This is a genomic window from Cellulosimicrobium funkei, from assembly GCF_004519295.1.
Taxonomy (GTDB): domain Bacteria; phylum Actinomycetota; class Actinomycetes; order Actinomycetales; family Cellulomonadaceae; genus Cellulosimicrobium; species Cellulosimicrobium funkei.
Genome location: NZ_SOZH01000008.1, coordinates 176519 through 196899 on the forward strand (window position 1 = coordinate 176519; position 20381 = coordinate 196899).

At 73.7% G+C, this 20381-nt stretch carries 16 protein-coding genes; 13 read left to right on the top strand and 3 right to left on the bottom strand.

Annotation, left to right across the window (positions count from 1 at the left end):
• Window positions 1-266: 266 nt before the first annotated feature.
• The 8 genes from E1O70_RS14400 to E1O70_RS14435 all read left to right on the top strand — a co-directional run bounded on the left by E1O70_RS14400 (window position 267) and on the right by E1O70_RS14435 (window position 8929).
• On the top strand, window positions 267-1673 hold the full coding sequence (locus E1O70_RS14400; protein WP_061266638.1) for a Gfo/Idh/MocA family protein: 1407 nt from the start codon (window positions 267-269) through the stop codon (window positions 1671-1673).
• A 103-nt stretch (window positions 1674-1776) separates the two neighbouring features.
• Window positions 1777-3051, top strand: a complete 1275-nt coding sequence (locus E1O70_RS14405) for an ABC transporter substrate-binding protein (protein WP_034655723.1) — start codon at window positions 1777-1779, stop codon at window positions 3049-3051.
• A gap of 73 nt (window positions 3052-3124) precedes the next feature.
• Window positions 3125-4081, top strand: coding sequence for a carbohydrate ABC transporter permease (locus E1O70_RS14410; protein ID WP_082774179.1), 957 nt, complete (start codon window positions 3125-3127; stop codon window positions 4079-4081).
• Window positions 4078-4998, top strand: coding sequence for a carbohydrate ABC transporter permease (locus E1O70_RS14415; protein WP_240696712.1), 921 nt, complete (start codon window positions 4078-4080; stop codon window positions 4996-4998). The genes E1O70_RS14410 and E1O70_RS14415 overlap by 4 nt, the downstream gene beginning before the upstream one ends.
• Window positions 4999-5006: 8 nt before the next feature.
• Window positions 5007-6065 (top strand): NAD-dependent epimerase/dehydratase family protein, encoded by a 1059-nt coding sequence (locus E1O70_RS14420; RefSeq protein WP_061266637.1) that lies wholly within the window; start codon window positions 5007-5009, stop codon window positions 6063-6065.
• Complete coding sequence (locus E1O70_RS14425; RefSeq protein ID WP_043654292.1) at window positions 6065-7252, top strand: dihydrodipicolinate synthase family protein; 1188 nt, start codon at window positions 6065-6067, stop codon at window positions 7250-7252. Before E1O70_RS14420 ends, E1O70_RS14425 begins: the two co-directional genes overlap by 1 nt.
• Complete coding sequence (locus tag E1O70_RS14430) at window positions 7249-8313, top strand: hydroxyacid dehydrogenase (RefSeq protein ID WP_061266636.1); 1065 nt, start codon at window positions 7249-7251, stop codon at window positions 8311-8313. Before E1O70_RS14425 ends, E1O70_RS14430 begins: the two co-directional genes overlap by 4 nt.
• A 154-nt stretch (window positions 8314-8467) precedes the next feature.
• On the top strand, window positions 8468-8929 hold the full coding sequence (locus tag E1O70_RS14435) for a tRNA (cytidine(34)-2'-O)-methyltransferase (RefSeq protein WP_061266671.1): 462 nt from the start codon (window positions 8468-8470) through the stop codon (window positions 8927-8929).
• Window positions 8930-9035: 106 nt separating this feature from the next.
• Here E1O70_RS14435 and E1O70_RS14440 read toward each other — a convergent pair whose 3' ends face one another.
• The gene (locus E1O70_RS14440; RefSeq protein WP_240696713.1) at window positions 9036-10631 is read right to left on the bottom strand and encodes a xylulokinase; all 1596 of its coding nucleotides are present in this window, start codon (window positions 10629-10631) and stop codon (window positions 9036-9038) included.
• A 1-nt stretch (window position 10632) separates the two neighbouring features.
• Window positions 10633-11814 carry a xylose isomerase gene (xylA, locus tag E1O70_RS14445; RefSeq protein ID WP_021483358.1) on the bottom strand — a complete coding sequence of 394 codons (1182 nt, stop codon included), beginning with the start codon at window positions 11812-11814 and terminating at the stop codon, window positions 10633-10635.
• 101 nt (window positions 11815-11915) lie between these two features.
• Between xylA and E1O70_RS14450 the strand changes: the two genes are divergently transcribed.
• The gene (locus E1O70_RS14450; protein WP_061266635.1) at window positions 11916-13145 is read left to right on the top strand and encodes an ROK family transcriptional regulator; all 1230 of its coding nucleotides are present in this window, start codon (window positions 11916-11918) and stop codon (window positions 13143-13145) included.
• 102 nt (window positions 13146-13247) lie between these two features.
• On the opposite strand, the gene E1O70_RS14455 is transcribed toward E1O70_RS14450, so the two are convergent.
• Window positions 13248-14315: a LacI family DNA-binding transcriptional regulator gene (locus tag E1O70_RS14455; protein WP_061266634.1), complete on the bottom strand. Its 1068-nt coding sequence runs from the start codon at window positions 14313-14315 to the stop codon at window positions 13248-13250.
• Between the two features lie 174 nt (window positions 14316-14489).
• Between E1O70_RS14455 and E1O70_RS14460 the strand changes: the two genes are divergently transcribed.
• From E1O70_RS14460 to E1O70_RS14475, 4 genes are all read left to right on the top strand, one after another.
• Window positions 14490-15428, top strand: coding sequence for a carbohydrate ABC transporter permease (locus tag E1O70_RS14460; protein ID WP_061266633.1), 939 nt, complete (start codon window positions 14490-14492; stop codon window positions 15426-15428).
• A 2-nt stretch (window positions 15429-15430) separates the two neighbouring features.
• Window positions 15431-16387, top strand: coding sequence for a carbohydrate ABC transporter permease (locus E1O70_RS14465; protein WP_076403360.1), 957 nt, complete (start codon window positions 15431-15433; stop codon window positions 16385-16387).
• An 84-nt stretch (window positions 16388-16471) separates the two neighbouring features.
• Window positions 16472-17812, top strand: coding sequence for an ABC transporter substrate-binding protein (locus E1O70_RS14470; protein ID WP_061266632.1), 1341 nt, complete (start codon window positions 16472-16474; stop codon window positions 17810-17812).
• Between the two features lie 140 nt (window positions 17813-17952).
• Entirely contained in the window at window positions 17953-20181 is a 2229-nt protein-coding gene (locus E1O70_RS14475) for a beta-galactosidase (protein WP_061266631.1), read from the top strand.
• The last annotated feature ends 200 nt before the right edge of the window (window positions 20182-20381 follow it).

Here is a 20381-nt window from a genome sequence, read left to right on the forward strand (position 1 = left end):
GGAGCGCCGCGAGGAACGAGCAGCGCGGATGGTAGACCCGCACTCACCACCCCCGGCCCCGGCCCACGACGACCACTGCGCCGGCACCCCGGGCCGCGGCACGAAAGGTCACAACTCCGCATCGCGTCGTGCGCGAGTTAACACGAGCGCCGATCTGGCGTAACATCGGCATGGCAGGCTTGCTATAGCAAATAGCAAACGAGGCCTGTCAGGGCCGGGAGACCCCCGCCCCGCAGGACCATCGCAACGGAGCAAGGACCGCACACGTGACCCCCACCCCCCAGCCTGTCACCGTCGCCCTCGTCGGCGCCGGGAACCGCGGACAGACGTACGCGCGCTGGATCGCCGAGCACCCGGAGCGCGCCCGTCTGGTCGCCGTCGCCGACCCTCGGGCGCACCAGCGCGGGCTCGTCGTCGACCAGGCCGTCGCGGCCCAGACCGGCGGCCCCGCCGACCCGGCCGTCACGCCGGCCGCCACCACCGCCGCCGCGCTCGCCGCCGACACGTCCGCGCCCGCCGTCGGCCTGGGCGCGGCACTCCCGCAGGTCGCGGAGTTCGCCGGCTGGCAGGACCTCGTCGCCGCGGGCGACGCCGACCGGGCCGCGGGGGGCACGGGCCGGGTCGCGGACATGGTGATCGTCGCGACGCAGGACCGGGAGCACCGCGACCCCGTCGTCGCGCTCGCGCCGCAGGGGTACGCGATCCTCGTCGAGAAGCCGCTCGCGCCGAGCCCGGAGGAGTGCCGGGACGTCGTCGACGCGGTCGAGGCGTCGGGCGTGCTCTTCGGCGTCTGCCACGTGATGCGCTACATGCCGTACACGGACCTCGTGAAGTCCGTCGTCGACTCGGGCGTCCTGGGCGAGATCGTCAACGTCCAGCACCTCGAGCCCGTCGGCTGGTGGCACGACGCCCACTCCTACGTGCGCGGCCCCTGGCGCTCCGAGAAGACGTCGAGCCCGATGCTCCTCGCGAAGTCGAGCCACGACCTCGACTGGATCCGCTACGTCACGGGCAAGCGGATCACGACGGTCGCGAGCTTCGGCTCCCTGAAGCACTTCCGGCCCGAGGAGCGGCCCGCGGGCGCGGCGGACCGCTGCCTGGACTGCCCGCTCGAGCCGACGTGCCCGTACTCGGCCCCGCGCCTGTACCTGTCGACGCTGCGCGAGAAGGGCCCGATCTGGCCGGTCTCCGTCATCACGGACGCGACCGACGAGGCGGGCGTCGTCGAGGCGCTGCGCACGACCGACTACGGCCGCTGCGTCTACGCCTCGGACAACGACGTCGTCGACCACCAGGTCGTCGCCATGGAGCTCGAGGGCGGCGGCGCGGCGACGTTCACCATGACCGCGTTCTCCGAGCAGGACCACCGCAAGACCCAGATCTTCGGCACCCACGGGTGCCTCGACGGCGACGGGGAGAAGGTCCGCGTGACCGACTTCCGCGACGGCAGCGTCACCGTGCACGACGGCGGCCACCACGGCGCCACGAACGCCGCCGACGACCACGGCGGCGGCGACTCGGGGGTGATGGACGCGTTCGTGCGCGCCGTCGCGACGGGGGACCCGAGCCACGTCCGGTCGGGCGCCGTCGAGTCCCTGCAGAGCCACCTCGCCGTGTTCGCGGCCGAGGAGTCGCGCCACCGGCGCACCGTCGTCGACGTCCCGGCGCGCTGACGCGCCGGGCCCGACGACCGCACCACCACAGCACCACACCGCCCAGCAGCACCCCCACCCCCACCCGCCCACCCGGGCGGGACCTCACCAAGGAGACACGTCGATGACCCTGCGCACGACGAAGCGCCTCTGGACCGCCGCGCTCGCGGTCGGCACGCTCGGCGCGCTGAGCGCCTGCGCCGGCGGTGCCGGCGCCGGCAGCTCCACCCCCACGCCCGAGGACGGCGCCGCGTCCGGCTCCGTCACCATGTGGACGTACCCCGTCATCGCCGACGAGGCCGCCCACAAGGCCTTCTGGGACGAGCAGGTCGCCGCGTTCCAGGAAGAGAACCCCGACGTCGACGTCAAGGTCGAGATCTACCCGTGGGCCGGCCGCGACGAGACGCTCGCGACCGCGATCGCGGGCAACAAGGGCCCCGACGTCGTCTACCTCATCCCGGACCAGATCCCGAAGTACGGCAAGTCCCTCGCCGCCGTGGACAACTACGTCACGGACCAGGTCGGCGACCTGCGCGAGAACGCGTCGAAGGCCGTCACGGTCGACGGCGCGATGCTCGGCTCGCCGCTGATCATGAACAGCAAGCCCCTCGTGTGCAACGCCGCGGCGTTCGAGGCCGTCGGCGAGGCGGGGAACTACCCGGAGACGTGGGACGACCTCATGGCGCTCGCGCCGACGTTCCAGGCCGCCGGCTACGACGTCACCAACTACTGGGGCTCGGTCGACGCGACGCTCAACGAGTCCTTCTACCCGCTGCTGTGGCAGGCGGGCGGGTCCGTCTTCTCCGAGGACGGCTCGTCGGTCGCGTTCGACTCCCCCGAGGGCGTCGAGGCGCTGCAGTTCGCGGTCGACCTCGCCGAGGGCGGGTACATCGAGAAGGACCTGCTGACGACCATCCCCGCGTTCGAGCAGACGAACACCGCCAAGGGCAAGATCGCGTGCACCTGGCAGCAGGGCCCCGCGGACGTCGCGGGCTTCTGGGGCGAGGAGAACGTCGTCGTCCTTCCGCCGCTCAAGGAGGCGGAGGCGGTCGCGTTCGGCACCGTCGGCTCGCTGTCCGTGCTCAAGACGGCCGACAGCCTCGACGCCGCGGGCAAGTGGGCCGCGTTCGCGACCTCGCCCGAGGTGAGCGCCGAGTACGCCCAGGCCGCCGGCTGGTTCTCGCCGTACGAGAGCGAGTCGGGCCTCTACGCCGACGACCCGGTGCTGTCCGCGCTCGAGGAGACGCTCCAGTACACGACGGCCGGCGAGGTCAACGAGAAGTCCCGTGAGGTCATGGGCGTGCTCGCCCCGGAGCTCCAGGCCGCGCTCATCGGCGAGAAGACGCCCGAGCAGGCCCTGAAGGACGCGGCCGCGGCGGCGAACCCGCTGCTCGGCTGACCGACGCCGCGGCGCGGGCAGCCGTCCCCCTGCTGCCCGCGCCGCGGTACCTCGCGGTACGAGAGGAGAACCCATGACCGCGACCGCCCCCACCTCGGACGGGCTGACCGCCGACGGGCCCGAGCGGCGCCCGACGCCGTCGAGGCCCTCGCGCGGCACGACCCGCCGCGTCCTGGAGCGCCGTGAGGCGAGGATCGGCCTGCTGTTCGCCCTCCCCGCGTTCCTGCTGTTCCTGCTGTTCCGCTTCGGTCCGGCGATCGCCGGCGTCGCGCTGAGCTTCTTCGACTACACCATCGGCGTCGGTGCCGAGTGGACGGGCGTCGAGAACTTCCGGCGCATGGTCGACGACCCGATCTTCTGGTCGGCGCTGCGCGTCACGGTCGTGCTGAGCGTGCTCATCGTCCCCGTGTCGCTCGCGATCTCGACGTTCATGGCGCTCATGGTGCGCCGCTCGTTCCGCGGCTCCGGCTTCTACCGCTCGGTGTTCTTCCTGCCCGTGGTCACGAGCCTCGTGCTCGCCGCGACCGTGTTCACGTGGGTGTTCTCCACGAACGGCCCGTGGTCGAAGCTCATGGGGGCGCTCGGGTTCTCGACCGACTCCTGGCTGGGCGACACGCTGCTCGTGCTGCCCGCGCTCGCGATGGTCGCGATCTGGTCGCGCTTCGGCTACGGGATGCTCATCCTCCTCGCGCGCATGCAGGACCTGCCGCGCGAGCTCGAGGAGGCCGCCGCGATCGACGGCGCCGGGCCGTGGAAGCGGTTCTGGCACATCATCGCGCCGCAGCTCAAGCCGACCCTCTTCTTCCTCGCCGTCATCGAGACGACGGCGTCGTTCCAGATCTTCGACCTCGTCTACGTGATGACGGCGGGCGGGCCCGCACGGGCGAGCTACAACCTCGTCTTCTACATCTACGACCAGGGCTTCAAGTACTTCGACCTCGGCTACGCGAGCGCGCTCGGCGTCGCGCTGTTCGTCGTCACGCTGGTCGTCGCCCTGATCCAGCGCTACGCCATCGGGAGGGACAAGTGACCGCCGTCGACCCCACCACCACCGGGCGGGTGCTCGAGGGCGCCGCGATGCCCGTGCGCCCCACCGCGACCCGCCGCCGGCGCGGCCGCAAGGGCGCGAGCGACCTGTCGCTGCGCGGCAAGGTGCTGCGCTACGTCGTGCTCTCGCTCGCCGCCGTCCTGACGATCTTCCCGTTCTACGCGATGGTCGTGCTGTCGCTGAAGCCGGCCGCCGCGATCGACTTCCCCGCGTCGCTCCTGCCGACGAACCTCACGACCGAGGCCTACGGGCGCGTGCTCGGCGCGGGCAACATCGGCACCTGGCTCGTCAACACGCTCGTGTACTCCGTCGTCTCCGTGGTCGCGGTGCTGCTGCTCGCGTCGATGGCCGGCTACGCGTTCGCGAAGAAGAAGTTCCCCGGGCGCGAGGCGATGTTCTGGTCGTTCCTCGCGATGGTCATGGTCCCGTACCACGTGACGCTCATCCCGACGTTCATCCTCATCGCGCAGGCGGGCGGGCTCGACACGTACTGGGGCCTGATCCTGCCGACGCTCGCGAACGCGCAGGCCGTGTTCCTCATGCGGCAGTTCATCCTCGACCTGCCCGACGAGCTGTTCGAGGCCGCGAAGCTCGACGGCGCCTCGGAGTGGCGCATCTTCCTGCGCATCGTGCTGCCGCTGTGCAAGCCGATCCTCGCGACGCTCGGCACGTTCGTCTTCCTGTGGCACTGGAACGACTTCCTGTGGCCGCTCATCATCGGCCAGGGCACCGACCACTGGACGCTGACCGTCGGCATCGCCTCGCTCCAGCAGCAGGACGTGCCGCTCAACATGGTGCTCGCGGGCGCCACCATCTCGTTCGTTCCGATCTTCGCCTCGTACCTCGTGGCCCAGCGCTTCTTCGTCGAGGGCGTCACCTCGTCCGGCATCAAGGGATGACTCACCACATGACCACGCAGACCAGCACCAGCGCCCTCAAGGCCCCGACGTCCGTCGCGGAGCTCGAGGAGCTGCTCACGACGCCGTCGCCCGACCTCGTGGAGGACCTGGCCGCCCGCTCGGGCGACCTCGTCATCCTCGGCGCGGGCGGCAAGATGGGCCCGAGCCTCACCGTCCTCGCCCGCCGGGCGCTCGACGCGGCCGGGCGCACGGGCGACGCCGTGCACGCCGTCTCGCGGTGGTCCGACCCCGAGCAGGCCGACCGTCTGCGCGACGCCGGGGTGAACGTCGTCGCGGCCGACCTGCTCGCGCCCGACGCGGACCTCGCCGCGCTGCCCGACGGCGCCGACGTCGTCTACATGGTGGGCGCCAAGTTCGGCACGTCGTCCGCGCCGTCGCTCGCGTGGGCCGCGAACGCGGCCCTCGTGCACGACGTCGCGCGCCGCTACGCCGACTCGACCATCGCCGCGTTCTCCACCGGGAACGTCTACCCGCTCGTGCCCGTCGAGTCGGGCGGGTGCTCCGAGGAGCACCCTGTCGGGCCGGTCGGCGAGTACGCGATGAGCTGCCTCGGCCGCGAGCGCGTGCTCCAGCACGCCGCGCTCTCGCGCGGCACGAAGGTCGTGACGATCCGCCTCAACTACGCCGTCGACCTGCGCTACGGCGTCCTGTTCGACGTCGCGTCGCCGATCCTCGCGGGCGAGCCCGTCGACCTCACCACCGGGCACGTCAACGTCGTGTGGCAGGGGTATGCGAACGAGGTCGCGCTGCGCTCGCTCGCGCTCGCGTCGTCGCCCGCGACGGCGATCAACCTCACCGGACCGGAGACGGCGTCGGTGCGGCGCCTCGCGGAGCTCCTCGGCCGCGGCCTCGACCGCGAGGTGTCGTTCACGGGCGAGCCCGCCCCGACGGCGCTGCTCAACGACGCGACGCGCTGCCACGAGCTGTTCGGCTACCCGCAGGTGCCGCTGCGCACGCTCGTGGACTGGCAGGCGCAGTGGCTCGCGGCCGGGCTGCCGACGAGCGGCAAGCCGACGAAGTTCGCCGTGCGCGACGGGGCGTTCTGATGACGGCCCCCACCACCCCCGCCGCGGCGTCGGCCACCCCGCGCCTCGCCGACGACGTCGCCGCGCTCCTGCGGGCGGGGACAGTCATCCCGGCGCAGCCCCTCGCGCTCGACGCGGACCGCCGCCTCGACGAGCGCCGCCAGCGCGCGCTCACGCGGTACTACCACGCGGCGGGCGCGGGCGGCGTCGCCGTCGGCGTCCACACGACGCAGTTCGAGATCCGCGAGCACGGGCTCCTGCGGCCCGTGCTCGAGCTCGCGGCCGAGGTGTCGCGCGCGACGGTCGCGGGCGACGCGCCCGCGGGCTCGCTGCACACCGGGCCCCGCCCGCTCGTCCAGGTCGCGGGCGCGGCCGGCGACGTGCGGCAGGCCGTCGCGGAGGCGGAGCTCGCGGCGTCGCTCGGTTACGACGCGGTGCTGCTCGCGCCGCGCGTGCCCGGTCTCGCCGGCTCGCGCGAGGAGGTTGAGCGCGTGCTGCTCGACCGCGCCCGCGCCGTCGGCGAGGTGCTGCCCGTCATCGGGTTCTACCTCCAGGAGGCGATCGGCGGCCCGCGCCTGTCCGTCGGCTTCTGGCGCGAGTACGCGTCGATCGAGGCGGTCGTCGCGATCAAGGCCGCGCCGTTCCACCGCTACCGAACGATCGACGTGCTGCGCGGCGTCGCCGCGTCGGGTCGCGGCGACGAGATCGCGCTGTACACGGGCAACGACGACGCGATCGTCGCCGACCTCACGCAGCGCCTCGACGTCCCGGTGACCGACGCCGAGGGCCGCGCCTCGACCTTCACGGCGCGGTTCGTGGGCGGCCTGCTCGGGCAGTGGGCGGTCTGGACCCGGGGGGCGGTCGAGACGCTGGCCCTCGCGCACGCCGCGCACGGCATCGGCCCCGACGGCGGGGCCACCGTGCCCGACGCCGCCGCCCTCGCGACCCTCACCGCGCGCGCGGCCGGCCTCACCGACGCGAACGCGGCCGTCTTCGACGCGGCGCACGACTTCGCGGGCGTCATCGCGGGCGTGCACGAGGTGCTGCGCCGCCAGGGCCTGCTCGACGGCATCTGGTGCCTCGACCCGGAGGAGACCCTCTCCCCCGGGCAGGCCGACGAGCTGACCCGCGTGACGGCGTCGTACCCGTGGCTCGCCGCCGCGGACGATGCGCTCGTCGCGGAGCACCTCGAGGACTGGCTGCGGTGACCGGCGCGCCCGACCCGGGGACCGCCGCGGGGCCCGGCCCGGGTGCCGGGGCCGCGCGCGCGGTCGTCGCGGTCGCGCCGTGGCTGCGCACCGAGCTGTTCGCCCCCGACGTCTGGGAGCGCCTGGCGGGCGCGGGACCGTTCGACGTCGTCGACGACCCGCGCGCGCTCGGCGCCGCGCTCGACCGGCTGAGCCCCGCGGCGCGCGAGCGCGTCGACGCGCTCGTCGTCTCCTGGGGCACGCCGCCCCTGGACGCGGACCTCCTGGACCGGCTCCCCGGCCTGCGGCTCGTCGCGCACACGGGCGCCTCCGTCAAGCCGTTCGTCACGCCCGCGCTGTGGGAGCGCGGGGTCCGCGTGACGCAGGCGGGCCAGGCGATGGCACGCCCGGTGGCCGAGGTCTCGGTGACGTTCGCGCTCGCGCTGCTCCACCAGGTCCCCGCGTTCCACAACGCCCTGCACGACGGCGTCCCGTGGGCCGACGCGGAGGCCGCACCCCCGCGGTACGAGATCGCGGGCACGCGCGTCGGCGTCGTCGGAGCGTCGCGCACCGGGCGCGCGGCGATCGCGATGCTGCGCGCGCTCGGCGCGGAGGTCGTGGTCGCCGACCCGACCCTCTCCCCCGCCGACGCCGCCGCGCTCGGCGCGACCCTCGTCGGGCTCGACGAGCTGCTCGCGACGAGCCGCGTCACGATGCTGCACGCACCCGTGCTGCCCGAGACCCACCACCTGCTCGGCGCGCGCGAGCTCGCGCTCCTGCCCGACCACGCCGGGCTCGTCAACACCGCACGGTCGTGGCTCACGGACGAGGACGCCCTCGTCCGTGAGCTGGCGAGCGGCCGGATCAGCGCCGCGCTCGACGTCTACGACGCCGAGCCGCTGCCCGAGGACCACCCGCTGCGCCGCCTGCGGAACGTGCTCCTCACGCCGCACCACGCCGCCGCGACCGTGCAGGGCCGGCTCACGCAGGGCGCGATCGTCGTCGACGAGCTCGCCCGCTTCCGCGCGGGCGAGCCGCTCGCGCACGAGGTGCGCGCGGCCGACCTCGACCGCATGGGCTGAGCGTCCCGCGCCGCGCCACGACCGGGGCCGACGTCGAGGTGTACCGCGCCCCGCTCGGACCGCTGCGAGAATCGGGGGCGTGAGCGAGACCCCCGACCCCCGCACCGACTGGCGGCCGCACGTCGCCGACCCGGCCGCCCGACCGCCGTCGACCCTGCCCCACGTGGTGTTCTTCGAGCCGCGCATCCCGGGGAACACGGGCAACGCGATCCGCCTCGCCGCGGTGACCGGGGCGCGCCTGCACCTGGTCGAGCCGCTCGGGTTCGACCTGGACGAGCCCAGGCTGCGCCGCGCGGGCCTGGACTACCACGACCTCGCGAGCGTCGAGGTGCACGCGGACTTCGACGCCGCGCTCGCGACCCTCCCGGGCCGGGTCTTCGCGTTCACGACGCGCGCGACGACGTCGTTCACCGACGTGACGTACCGGCCGGACGACGTCCTGCTGTTCGGCCCGGAGCCCACCGGCCTGCCCGACGACGTGCTGGCCCACGAGCGGATCACGGACCAGCTGAAGATCCCCATGCTGCCTGGGCGCCGCTCGCTCAACCTCACCAACGCGGCGTCGATCGCCGTCTACGAGGCGTGGCGCCAGACGGGCTTCGCCGGCGGTTCCTGACCGCGACACCCGACCGGCCCACCCGCCCGGCACCCCGTGAGTGCATGAAACAGTCGCGCCCGAAGGCCTCGGACGCGACTGTTTCATGCACTCAGCGGGGGCGGGGTCAGACGAGGTCGCGCACCGCCGCGTACTGCTCGCGGATCGCCGGGACCGGGTCGGCCTCGACCACCGTGGCCGACGACGCGGCCCAGGTGGGCGGGGCGACGTCCGCCCCGGAGCCGCCCGCCTCGTGCGCGGCGAGGACCCACGCCGCCTGGCGCGCGGCGCCGTCGGCCACGTACTCGCCGGGCTCGGGGACCGTGACGGGCAGGCCGAGGACCTGCGGCGCGATGCGCCGGACCGCCTCGGACTGCGCGCCGCCGCCGATGAGCTGCACGCGCTCGACCCGGACGCCGAGCGCCCGCAGCGCGTCGAGCCCGTCCGCGAGGCCGCACAGCATGCCCTCGACGTACGCGCGCGCGAGGTGCTCCGGCGTCGACGTGCCGAGCCGGATGCCGTGCAGCGTGCCCGACGCGTCGGGACGGTTGGGCATGCGCTCGCCCTCCAGGTACGGCACGAGCACGAGCCCGTCCGCGCCGGGGGGCGCCTGGAGCGCGAGCCGCGACAGCCCCGCATGGTCGACGCCGAGGACGGCGCGCGCCGCGTCGAGCACCCGGCTCGCGTTGAGCGTCACCGCGAGCAGCAGGTACCGGCCCGTCGCGTCGGAGAACCCGTTGACGAGGCCGGAGCCGTCCGCCGTGCGGTCGTCGGTCACGGCCGACACGACGCCCGACGTCCCGATCGACACCGCGACGTCGCCCGCGACCATGCCGAGGCCGAGCGCCGCACCGGCGTTGTCGCCCGCGCCGGGGCCGAGCAGCGTGCCGCCCTCGACCGCGCTCCCGGCGACCGAGGGGTGCGCGACGCCCGCCGTCGCCGACGGCCCGACGACGCGCGGCAGCACGACGTCGGTCCGTCCGAGCGCGAGCTCCAGCAGGTAGAGGCGGTACGCGCCCCGGCCGTCGGGGCCGTCGTCCCTCGTCGCGTCGTAGTAGCCCGTGCCTGACGCGTCGGACGCGTCGGTGACGAGCGCGCCGAGGTCCGGGCCGAGCGGCGCGGACTCGTCGCCCGCGGGGCCGTACCCCGCGATGCGCCACGTGAGCCAGTCGTGCGGCAGCGCGACGGCGGCGACGCGCGCCGCGTTCTCCGGCTCGGCGTCGCGCAGCCAGCGCAGCTTCGTCACCGTGAGCGACGCGACCGGCACGGACCCGATCGCGTCGGCCCACGCCTGGGCGCCCGCCTCGGTCGCGGACTCGACCCGGTCGTGGGCGTCGGGGACGCCCTCGGCGAGGCGGGCCTCGCCGAGCTCCCGGATCAGGTCGCGCGCGGCCGGGGCCGAGCGCGTGTCGTTCCACAGGAGCGCGTCGCGCACGACGTTCCCGTCCGCGTCGAGCGCGACGAGACCGTGCTGCTGGCCGCCGACGGCGAGCGCCGCGACGTCGGCGAGCCCGCCCGCCGCGGACGCGGCCTCGCGGAACGCGTCCCACCACGCGTCGGGGTGGACCTCGGTGCCGTCGGGGTGCTTGGCCGACCCGGTGCGCACGAGGGCGCCCGTCGCGGCGTCGCGCACGACGATCTTGCAGGACTGCGTGGACGTGTCGACGCCGGCGACGAGCACGCGCTCGCCGCCGGCGTCGGACGTCCTGGCGTCGGCGGCCACCTCAGCCGATGAGGTGCTCGAGCGCGAGCTGGTTGAGGCGCACGAAGCCGAAGTCGCGGTTCGCCGCGGCGTCGACGTCGAACTCCTCGTACGCGCCGCGGTCCGCGAGCAGGTCGGCGACGGACTCGCCCTCGCCCAGCGTGGGCTGGCCGAGCTCGAACACGCCCGAGTGCGCGAACGCCTCCTGGACACGGCTGTCGGCGCGGTACGCCGCGGCCTTGCGCGCGAGCAGGCGGTAGGTCTCCATGTTGGCGCGCGCGGAGTCCCACACGCCGACCTCGTTCTCGGTGCGCGACGGCTTGTAGTCGAAGTGACGCGGGCCCGTGTACGTGGGGCCGCCGTTCGGGAAGCCGTTCTCGAGCAGGTCGACCGTGAAGAACGCGGAGAGCAGGTCGCCGTGGCCGAACACGAGGTCCTGGTCGAACTTGATCGAGCGCTGGCCGTTGAGGTCGATGTGGAAGAGCTTGCCCGCCCACAGCGCCTGCGCGAGGCCGTGCGTGTAGTTGAGGCCCGCCATCTGCTCGTGGCCCGTCTCCGGGTTGAGGCCCACGATGTCGCCGTTGTCGAGCTTCGCGATGAGGCCGAGCGCGTGGCCGATGGTCGGCAGGAAGATGTCGCCGCGGGGCTCGTTCGGCTTGGGCTCGAGCGCGATCTTGAGGTCGTAGCCCTTCTCCTTGATGTACGCCGCGGTGAGGTCGAGACCCTCGGCGTAGCGCTCGTGCGCGGAGTGCAGGTCCTTGGCGCCGTCGTACTCGGTGCCCTCGCGGCCGCCCCACATGACGAACGTCTTGGCGCCGAGCTCGGCGGTGAGGTCGACGTTGCGCAGCACCTTGCGCAGCGCGTAGCGGCGCACGCCGCGGTCGTTCGAGGTGAGGCCGCCGTCCTTGAAGACGGGGTGGCTGAACAGGTTGGTCGTCACCATCTCGATGACGAGGCCCGTGTCCTCGGCAGCCTGGCGCACCGCGTCGAGGCGCTTGGTGCGCTCGGCGTCGTCCGCGCCGAAGGGGACGACGTCGTCGTCGTGGAACGTGAAGCCCCACGCGCCGAGGTCGGCCAGACGACGCACCGACTCGGCCGGGTCGAGCGCCGGGCGGCTCGCGCTGCCGAACTGGTCCTGCGCGGTCCAGCCCACGGTCCACAGACCGAAGGAGAAGTTGATGTCCTGGGTGGTCTCGTCGGCCACGGTGGTCTCCTCGTCGAGAGGGCCGGAGCGACGTCGGTCGACCCCGGCCTATTTATGTCGTACGGCTGAACTTATCCGTCCGGGTCGGTAAGGTCAAGACCGTGAACCGCAGCGTCGCGACCCGGACGGGTCCCCCAGCAGCCCGCCAGGCCACGCTGCGCGAGCACAACCTCGCGCTGGTCGCGCGGGCCGTGTTCGAGGCGTCGCACCCGTGCTCGCGCGCCGACATCGCCGGCGCGAGCGGGCTCACGCGCGCCACCGTCTCGACGCTCGTCGACCGCCTCGTCGCCGCCGGCATCGTGGCCGAGCTGCCGCCCGCCACCCCGCAGCGCGCCGGGCGGCCCGCCGTGCCGCTCGCCCCCGCGCCGCGCACCCTCGTGGGTCTGGGGCTCGAGGTGAACGTCGACTACCTCGGCGGGCGCGTGCTCGACCTCACCGGCGCCGTCGTCGCCGAGCAGGTCGACCCCGACGACCTCCACGACAGCGACCCCACCGAGGTGCTGGCCCGCCTCGGGCGCATCGCGCACGACCTCCTCGCCCAGGTGCGCGCCGACGGCATGACCGTCGCGGGCGCGCGTCTCGCCCTGCCCGGCCTCGTCGACCCGCGCGCCGGCCGGCTCGAGGTCGCACCGAACCTCGGCTGGTCCCACCTCGACCCCGTCCGCCTCCTCGGGCTCGGCCCCGACGTCGCCGTCGAGATCGGGAACGAGGCCAAGCTCGCCGCGCTCGCCCAGGCGAGCCACGGCGTCGTGCCCGACGACGCGACCGGGCCCGCGCCCTCGACGTACCTCTACGTGTCGGGCGACGTGGGCATCGGGTCCGCGATCGTCGTCGACCGCCGCCTGTTCCACGGCCGCCACGGCTGGACGGGCGAGGTGGGGCACGTCGTCGTCGACCCGCACGGCCCCCGGTGCCGCTGCGGCGCGACGGGCTGCCTGGAGCAGTACGCGGGCAAGGACGCGCTCCTGCGCGGCGCGGGCCTGCCCGTCGACGCGCCCACCGGGGCGCTCGTCGCCGCCCTCGACGCCGGCGAGCCGGACGCGCTCGCCGCGGTCGAGCGCGCCGGGACCGCGCTCGGCAGCGCGCTCGCCGACTACGTCAACCTCGTCGACATCGACACCGTCCTGCTCGGCGGCATCTACCCCGCGCTCCTGCCCTACCTGCGCCCCGCCGCCGAGGCCGAGCTCCGGACCCGCGTCCTCGCCGCCCCCTGGACCGACGTCGTGCTGCTGCCCGCGCCCGTCGGCGACCACGCCGCGCTCACGGGCGGCGCGCGCGAGGTGCTGCGCGGGGTCGTCGAGGACCCGAGCGCCTGGGTCGCCGACGACTGACCAGGTGATCCTGGCGGGCCGAGCAGGTGGTTCGCGCGCGTCCCGCGACCAGGACGAGCCCGGACCACCTGCTCGGCGGCCGGGACGCGCCGAACCCGGGACCTAGCTCGGGGGCGGGGCGGTGCTCGCTCGCTCGACGAGGCGGGTCGGGACGAGGCGGGTGCCGGCCTCGTGGACGCCCTCGCGGACCTGCCGGAGCACCTGCGCGACGAGCCGGCGCCCGACCTCGGCGAAGTCCTGGTGGACGGTCGTGAGCGGGGGCAGGAACTCGCTGGACTCGGGCAGGTCGTCGAACCCGACGACGCTCACGTCCTGCGGGACCCGTCGGCCGGAGTCGTGCAGGGCCCGGACGAGCCCGAGGGCCATCTGGTCGTTGGCGACGAACACGGCGGTGAGGTCGTCGCGGCGCGCGAGGCGCAGCCCGGCCTCGTACCCGGACGACGGCGACCAGTCGCCCCGCTCGATCGGCGGGACCTCGCGGCCCGCGGCCTCGAGCGTGGCCCGCCACGCGGAGGTGCGGCGCTCGGCCGCGAACGAGAGCGCGGGCCCCGCGAGGTGGTGCACGGTCCGGTGCCCGAGGTCGAGCAGGTGCCGCACGGCCTGGCGGGTGCCGTCGGCCTGGTCCGTGTCGACGACGGCGTAGCTCTCGCCCGCGTCGGAGTCGGCGACGACGACCTGGACGCCGGGCGGCAGGCTGACCTGCGCGACGTCGAGGAGGTGCACCTCCATGAGCAGGATGATCGCGTCGACCGCGAGCTCGCCGAGGCGCGTGAAGGCGCCGTGGACGCCGTCCTGGGTGGGCGCCGCGACGGGGATGACCGTGATGGCGTAGCCCTCGGCGGCGGCCGAGGTCGCGATGGCCTCGAGCGTGCGGACGTTGCCCGTGGTCGCGAGCGAGAAGAGGATGACGCCGATCGTGCGGAACGACCCGCTCTTCAGCGCGCGGGCCGCGCTGTTGGGCCGGTAGCCGAGCTCGGTCATCGCCTCGAGCACGCGCGAGCGCGTGCTCTCGACGACGCCCGGGTGCCCGTTGGAGACGCGGGAGACGGTCTGCGCGGAGACCCCGGCGACGCGCGCGACGTCGGCCATCGAGACGCGCCGTGCCGTGCGGACGGCAGCTCCCCCGGTGCGCGTCAGGGCGGGGGTCTCGTCGTCGAGCCCGTCGGTCATGGCGTCCTCGTCCTCGTGGTGTCGGCACAGTACCCGTGCCGGACCGGTGTCGTGGCCGGTCAGCACCCACAGTAGGCGATGTTTGCGTAAACACCGAACCTCGTGCCATGCTCATGTTTACGCAAACAACGGCGACGACGGACGTCGCCGTCCCCCGATGACGAGGACCACAGCATGACGACGACGTCCCCACCCGTGGCAGCGCTCCGGCCACCGGTCGGCGCTCCTTCGTCCCTCCCGGCGCGGCGCCGACGGCGCTCGTGGACCGGCTGGGGCTTCGTGGGGCCGTTCATGGCGGTCTTCGCGCTCGTGTTCCTCGCACCGATCGCGTACTCGATCTACCTCAGCCTGTTCCGCACCCAGATGGTGGGCGGCACGCAGTTCGTCGGGTTCGAGAACTACTCCCGCGCGTTCTCGGACCCGCAGTTCTGGTCGGGCGTGTCTCGCGTCGGGCTGTTCCTCGTGGTCCAGGTCCCGATCATGCTCGGCATCGCCCTGCTCGTCGCGCTCGCGATCGACTCCGGTCGCCTGTACGGGCGGAACTTCTTCCGGATCTCGATCTTCCTCCCCTACGCCGTCCCGGCCGTCGTCGCGACGCTCATGTGGGGCTTCATGTACGGGACGCGGTTCGGGCTCGTCGCGAACATCAACGACGCGCTCGGCACGACGATCCCCAACCCGCTCTCTCCCGACTGGGTGCTGCTGTCGATCGGCAACATCGTGACCTGGGAGTTCGTGGGCTACAACATGCTCATCTTCTACTCGGCGCTGCGCGTCGTGCCGACCTCGCTCTACGAGGCGGCGGAGCTCGACGGCGCGTCCCAGTGGCAGGTCGTCCGGGCGATCAAGATCCCCGCGATCCGGGGCTCGCTCGTCATCGCGACGATCTTCTCGATCATCGGCTCGTTCCAGCTCTTCAACGAGCCGAGCATCCTGCAGAGCCTCGCGCCGAACGCGATCACGACGTACTTCACCCCGAACCTGTACGCGTACTCGCTGTCGTTCTCCGGCCAGCAGTACAACTACTCGGCGACCGTCGCCATCATCATGGGCGTCCTCACGATGATCGTGGCCTACGTCGTCCAGCTGCGCGGCATGCGCAAGGAGGCCTGACGATGACCGCCACGACCCCCTCGACCCCGGCGGTCCCCGCCGCGTCCCGCACGACGACGAGCGCCACGACCCGCAAGCCCGTGCGCCTGCGCTCGCGCGCCCCGCACGGCGTCACCCGCCCCCGCCGCAGCGTCCTGCTGACGGTCCTCACGGGGATCGTCCTGCTCTACGCGCTCGTGCCGCTGTTCTGGCTCGTCGTCAACGCGTCCAAGACGCAGTCGAGCCTGTTCTCCTCGTTCGGCCTGTGGTTCAGCGGCGACTTCGCGCTCTTCGACAACATCGCCCGGACGCTCACCTACGACGGCGGCATCTTCGGTCGCTGGTTCGCGAACACGCTGCTGTACGTGGTGGTCGGGGCCGGCGGTGCGACGTTCCTCGCGGTGCTCGGCGGGTACGCGCTCGCGAAGTTCGACTTCCCCGGCAAGCGCGGCGTGTTCGCGACGGTCATCGGCGCGGTCGCGGTGCCGGGCACGGCCCTGGCCGTCCCGACGTTCCTCATGTTCAGCCAGATGGGGCTGACGAACACGCCGTGGGCCGTCATCATCCCGTCGCTCATCTCGCCGTTCGGCCTCTACCTCATGTGGGTGTTCGCCGCCGAGTCGATCCCGACGGAGCTGCTCGAGGCCGCGCGCGTGGACGGTTCGAGCGAGGCGCGCACGTTCTTCCAGGTGTCGCTGCCGCTGCTCGCGCCCGGGATCGTCACGGTCCTGCTCTTCACGATGGTCGCGACGTGGAACAACTACTTCCTGCCGCTGATCATGCTCAAGGACCCCGACTGGTACCCGCTGACGCTCGGCCTCAACGCGTGGAACGCGCAGGCCGCGACCGCCGGCGGCGAGGCGATCTTCGACCTCGTGATCACCGGCTCGCTCCTCACGATCCTGCCGCTCGTCGCGGCCTTCCTCCTGCTCCAGCGCTACTGGCAGTCCGGCCTCGCGGCCGGGTCCGTCAAGGAGTGACGCCCGCGCCGCCGCACGGGCCGGCCCACCACCCCCGCACCCACCCCGCCCGATCCGTCTGACGACGAAGTGAGAGGAACCCTCATGTCCATCCGCACCACCCGCGCCCTGCGCGCCGTCGCCGCCACCGGCGTCGTCGCGCTGGCCCTGGCCGCCTGCAGCTCGGGCGGCGGCAACGACTCCGGCGGGGACGCCGGCTCGGCCGACGACGTCGCCGCGGCCCTCGAGGAGGGTGGCAGCCTCACGGTGTGGGCCTGGGAGCCCACGCTCGAGCAGGTCGTCAGCGACTTCGAGGCCGAGTACCCGAACGTCGACGTCGAGCTCGTCAACGCGGGCACCGGCAACGACCAGTACACCGCCCTCCAGAACGCGATCGCCGCCGGCAAGGGCGTGCCCGACGTCGCGCAGGTCGAGTACTACGCGCTCCCGCAGTTCGCGCTGTCGGACGCCGTCGCCGACCTGTCGTCGTTCGGTGCCGACGAGCTCGACGGGACCTTCACCCCCGGGCCGTGGAACGCCGTCCAGCAGGGCGCGGGCATCTACGGCCTGCCCATGGACTCCGGCCCCATGGCCCTCTTCTACAACGAGGAGGTCTTCACGCAGCACGGCATCGAGGTGCCGACGACGTGGGACGGCTTCGTCGAGGCCGCGCGCGCCCTGCACGCGGCCGACCCGAACGTGTACATCACCAACGACACGGGCGACGCCGGGTTCACGACCTCGCTCATCTGGCAGGCCGGCGGCCAGCCGTTCCAGGTCGACGGCACGGACGTGACGATCGACCTCGCGGACGAGGGCAGCACGCAGTTCGCGCAGACCTGGCAGACGCTCATCGACGAGGACCTCCTCGCGCCCGTCAGCTCGTGGAGCGACGAGTGGTACCAGGGCCTCGGCAACGGCACGATCGCGACGCTCGCGATCGGCGCGTGGATGCCCGCGAACCTCGAGTCGGGCGTGCCCGACGGCGCGGGCAAGTGGCGCGTCGCCCCGCTCCCCCAGTGGGAGGAGGGCGCGTCCGCGAGCGCCGAGAACGGCGGCTCCGCGCTGTCCGTCCCGGCCGCGAGCTCGAACCAGGCGCTCGCCTACGGATTCCTCGAGTACGCGAACGCGGGCGACGGCGTGCAGACGCGCGTGGACGGCGGCGCGTTCCCGGCCACGACGGCCGAGCTGGAGTCCGACGAGTTCCAGGGCTTCGAGTCCGAGTACTTCGGCGGCCAGAAGATCAACGAGGTCCTCGCGCAGTCGGCGTCCGACGTCGTCGAGGGCTGGTCGTACCTGCCGTTCCAGGTCTACGCGAACTCGATCTTCAACGACACCGTGGGCCAGGCCTACGTCTCGGGCACGACCCTCGCCGACGGCCTGAAGGCCTGGCAGGACGCGTCCGCGAAGTACGGCACCGAGCAGGGGTTCACCGTCACCGAGTGACCCGGCCCCGCCGGGCGCCCGCCGGGGCGCCCGGCCCTGCCCCGTCGGCCGCGTGGTCGCGCCTCCCGGCGCGACCACGCGGCACCCCGCCGACGGCCCACCCCGCCGTCGACCGCTCTGCGAGCACCTGAGGAGCCTGCATGTCTTCCCCCACCCCGTTCCGCTGGCTGCGCCGTCCCGGGCCGCACACGCCGCCGGGCGAGCCCGGCGCGTACACGCCGTCGGGCCTGTCCTACGGCGCGGACTACAACCCGGACCAGTGGCCGCGCGAGGTCTGGGACGAGGACGTGCGCCTCATGCGCGAGGCGGGCGTGACGGTGGTCTCGCTCGCGATCTTCTCGTGGGCCCGCATCCAGCCGACCGAGGACACGTGGGACTTTGCGTGGCTGGACGACGCCATGGACCTGCTCCACGCGCACGGCATCACGGTCGACCTCGCGACGGCGACGGCCTCGCCGCCGCCGTGGCTGACGACGAAGCACCCGGAGGTCCTGCCGCAGACGCGCACGGGCGAGACCCTGTGGCCGGGCGCGCGGCAGCAGTGGCGCCCGACGTCGCCGGTCTTCCGGGAGCACGCGCTGCGCCTCGTCGAGCGCATGGCCGAGCGGTACGGCGACCACCCGGCGCTCGTCGCGTGGCACGTGTCGAACGAGCTCGGCTGCCACAACGTCTACGACTTCTCCGACGACGCGGCCGCGGCCTTCCGCACGTGGCTGCGCGACCGCTACACGACGCTCGACGCGCTCAACGCCGCGTGGGGCACCGCGTTCTGGTCGCAGCGCTACAGCGCGTGGGAGCAGGTCCTCCCGCCGCGACTCGCCGCGTCGCACCCGAACCCGACCCAGCAGCTCGACTTCAAGCGCTTCTCGTCCGACGCGCTCCGCCAGTACCTGCGCGCCGAGGCGGAGATCCTGCGCCGCGTCACGCCGGACGTGCCCGTGACGACGAACTTCATGGTCATGGGCGAGACGAAGGGCATGGACTACGCCGCGTGGGCGGACGAGCTCGACTTCGTCTCCAACGACCACTACGTGCTGCCCGGCCCGCAGGCGCTCGACGAGCTGTCGTTCTCCGCGAACCTCACGGGCGGCATCGCCCGGCACCGCCCGTGGTTCCTCATGGAGCACTCGACGAGCGCGGTGAACTGGCAGCCCGTCAACGTCGCGAAGAAGCCGGGCGAGCTCGCGCGCGACTCGCTCACCCACGTCGCCCACGGCGCCGACGCGGTCTGCTACTTCCAGTGGCGCCAGTCCGCGGCCGGCGCGGAGAAGTACCACTCGGGCATGGTCCCGCACGCGGGCGAGCGCTCGCGCCTGTTCCGCGACGTCGTCGCGCTCGGCGCGACGCTGCGCGACCTCGCGCCCGTCGCGGGCAGCACGCAGAAGCCCGCGCGCGCCGCGATCGTCTTCGACTGGGACTCGTGGTGGACGAGCGAGCTCGACTCCCACCCCACCGACCGGCTGCGCTACCGCCAGGAGGCGCTCGACTGGTACTCGGCGTTCCTCGCGCTCGGCGTCCGCGCGGACGTCGTGCCGTCCGCGACGGACCTCGCGACGTACGACGTCGTCGTGGCGCCGGTGCTGCACGTCGTCCCGGCCGGCCTGCGCGACCGCCTCACGGCGTTCGTCGAGGCGGGCGGCCACCTCGTCACGACCTACTTCTCGGGCGTCGTCGACCAGGACGACCACGCGTGGCTCGGCGGCTACCCGGGCGCGCTGCGCGACCTGCTCGGCATCCGGGTCGAGGAGTTCGCCCCGCTGCTGGACGGCGAGAGCGCGACGGTCGAGCTCGCGGGCGAGCAGCTCGAGGGCACGGTGTGGACCGAGCCGGTGGACGTCGTCGACCCGGACGTCGAGGTGCTGGGCTGGTACAAGACCGGCGAGCAGGCCGGCCGCGCCGCCGTGACGCGCCGGACGGTCCGCACCGGGGACGGTGCGGGCGCCCGCGAGGGCTCCGCCGCCTACGTCTCCACGCGCTTCGGCCGCCAGGGCCTCGTCCCCGTCCTCGCCCGCCTGCTCGACGACGCGGGCGTGCGCAGCGAGCTGCCCGCCGCCGTGCGCGGCGACGTCGAGCTCGCGGTGCGCACCGACGGCACGGACGACTTCTGGTTCCTCGTCAACCGCACGGCGCGCCCGGTCGAGGTGCCCGACGTCGCGGGCGACGTCCTCGCCGGGCGCCGCCTCACGGCGTCGGGCACGAGGGCCGTCACGACGGATGGCACGGCGGAAGGCACGGCGGAAGGCACGGCGGAGGCCACGGTGGAGGGCACGGCGAGAGGCGCGCTGCTGCTCGAGCCGCGCGGCGTCGCCGTCGTCCGCCGCCCGGCCGCGCCGACTCCGCCGAGGAACAACCCCGCCACCGCGAGGTAGAGCCCCGGTTCCACGAGGTAGAGCCGTGGTCCCGCGAGGTAGAGGCCTGGTACCGCCCAGGTGGAGGCCGTGGTCGCCGTCGTCGAGACCACGCCTCTACCTCGGCAGACCGGGGCTCTACCTCGGCGGACCAGGGCTCTACCTCGGCACGACAGACCCCCGCGGGAACGACCCGCACCCGGTGCACCCCGCCGGTTCGC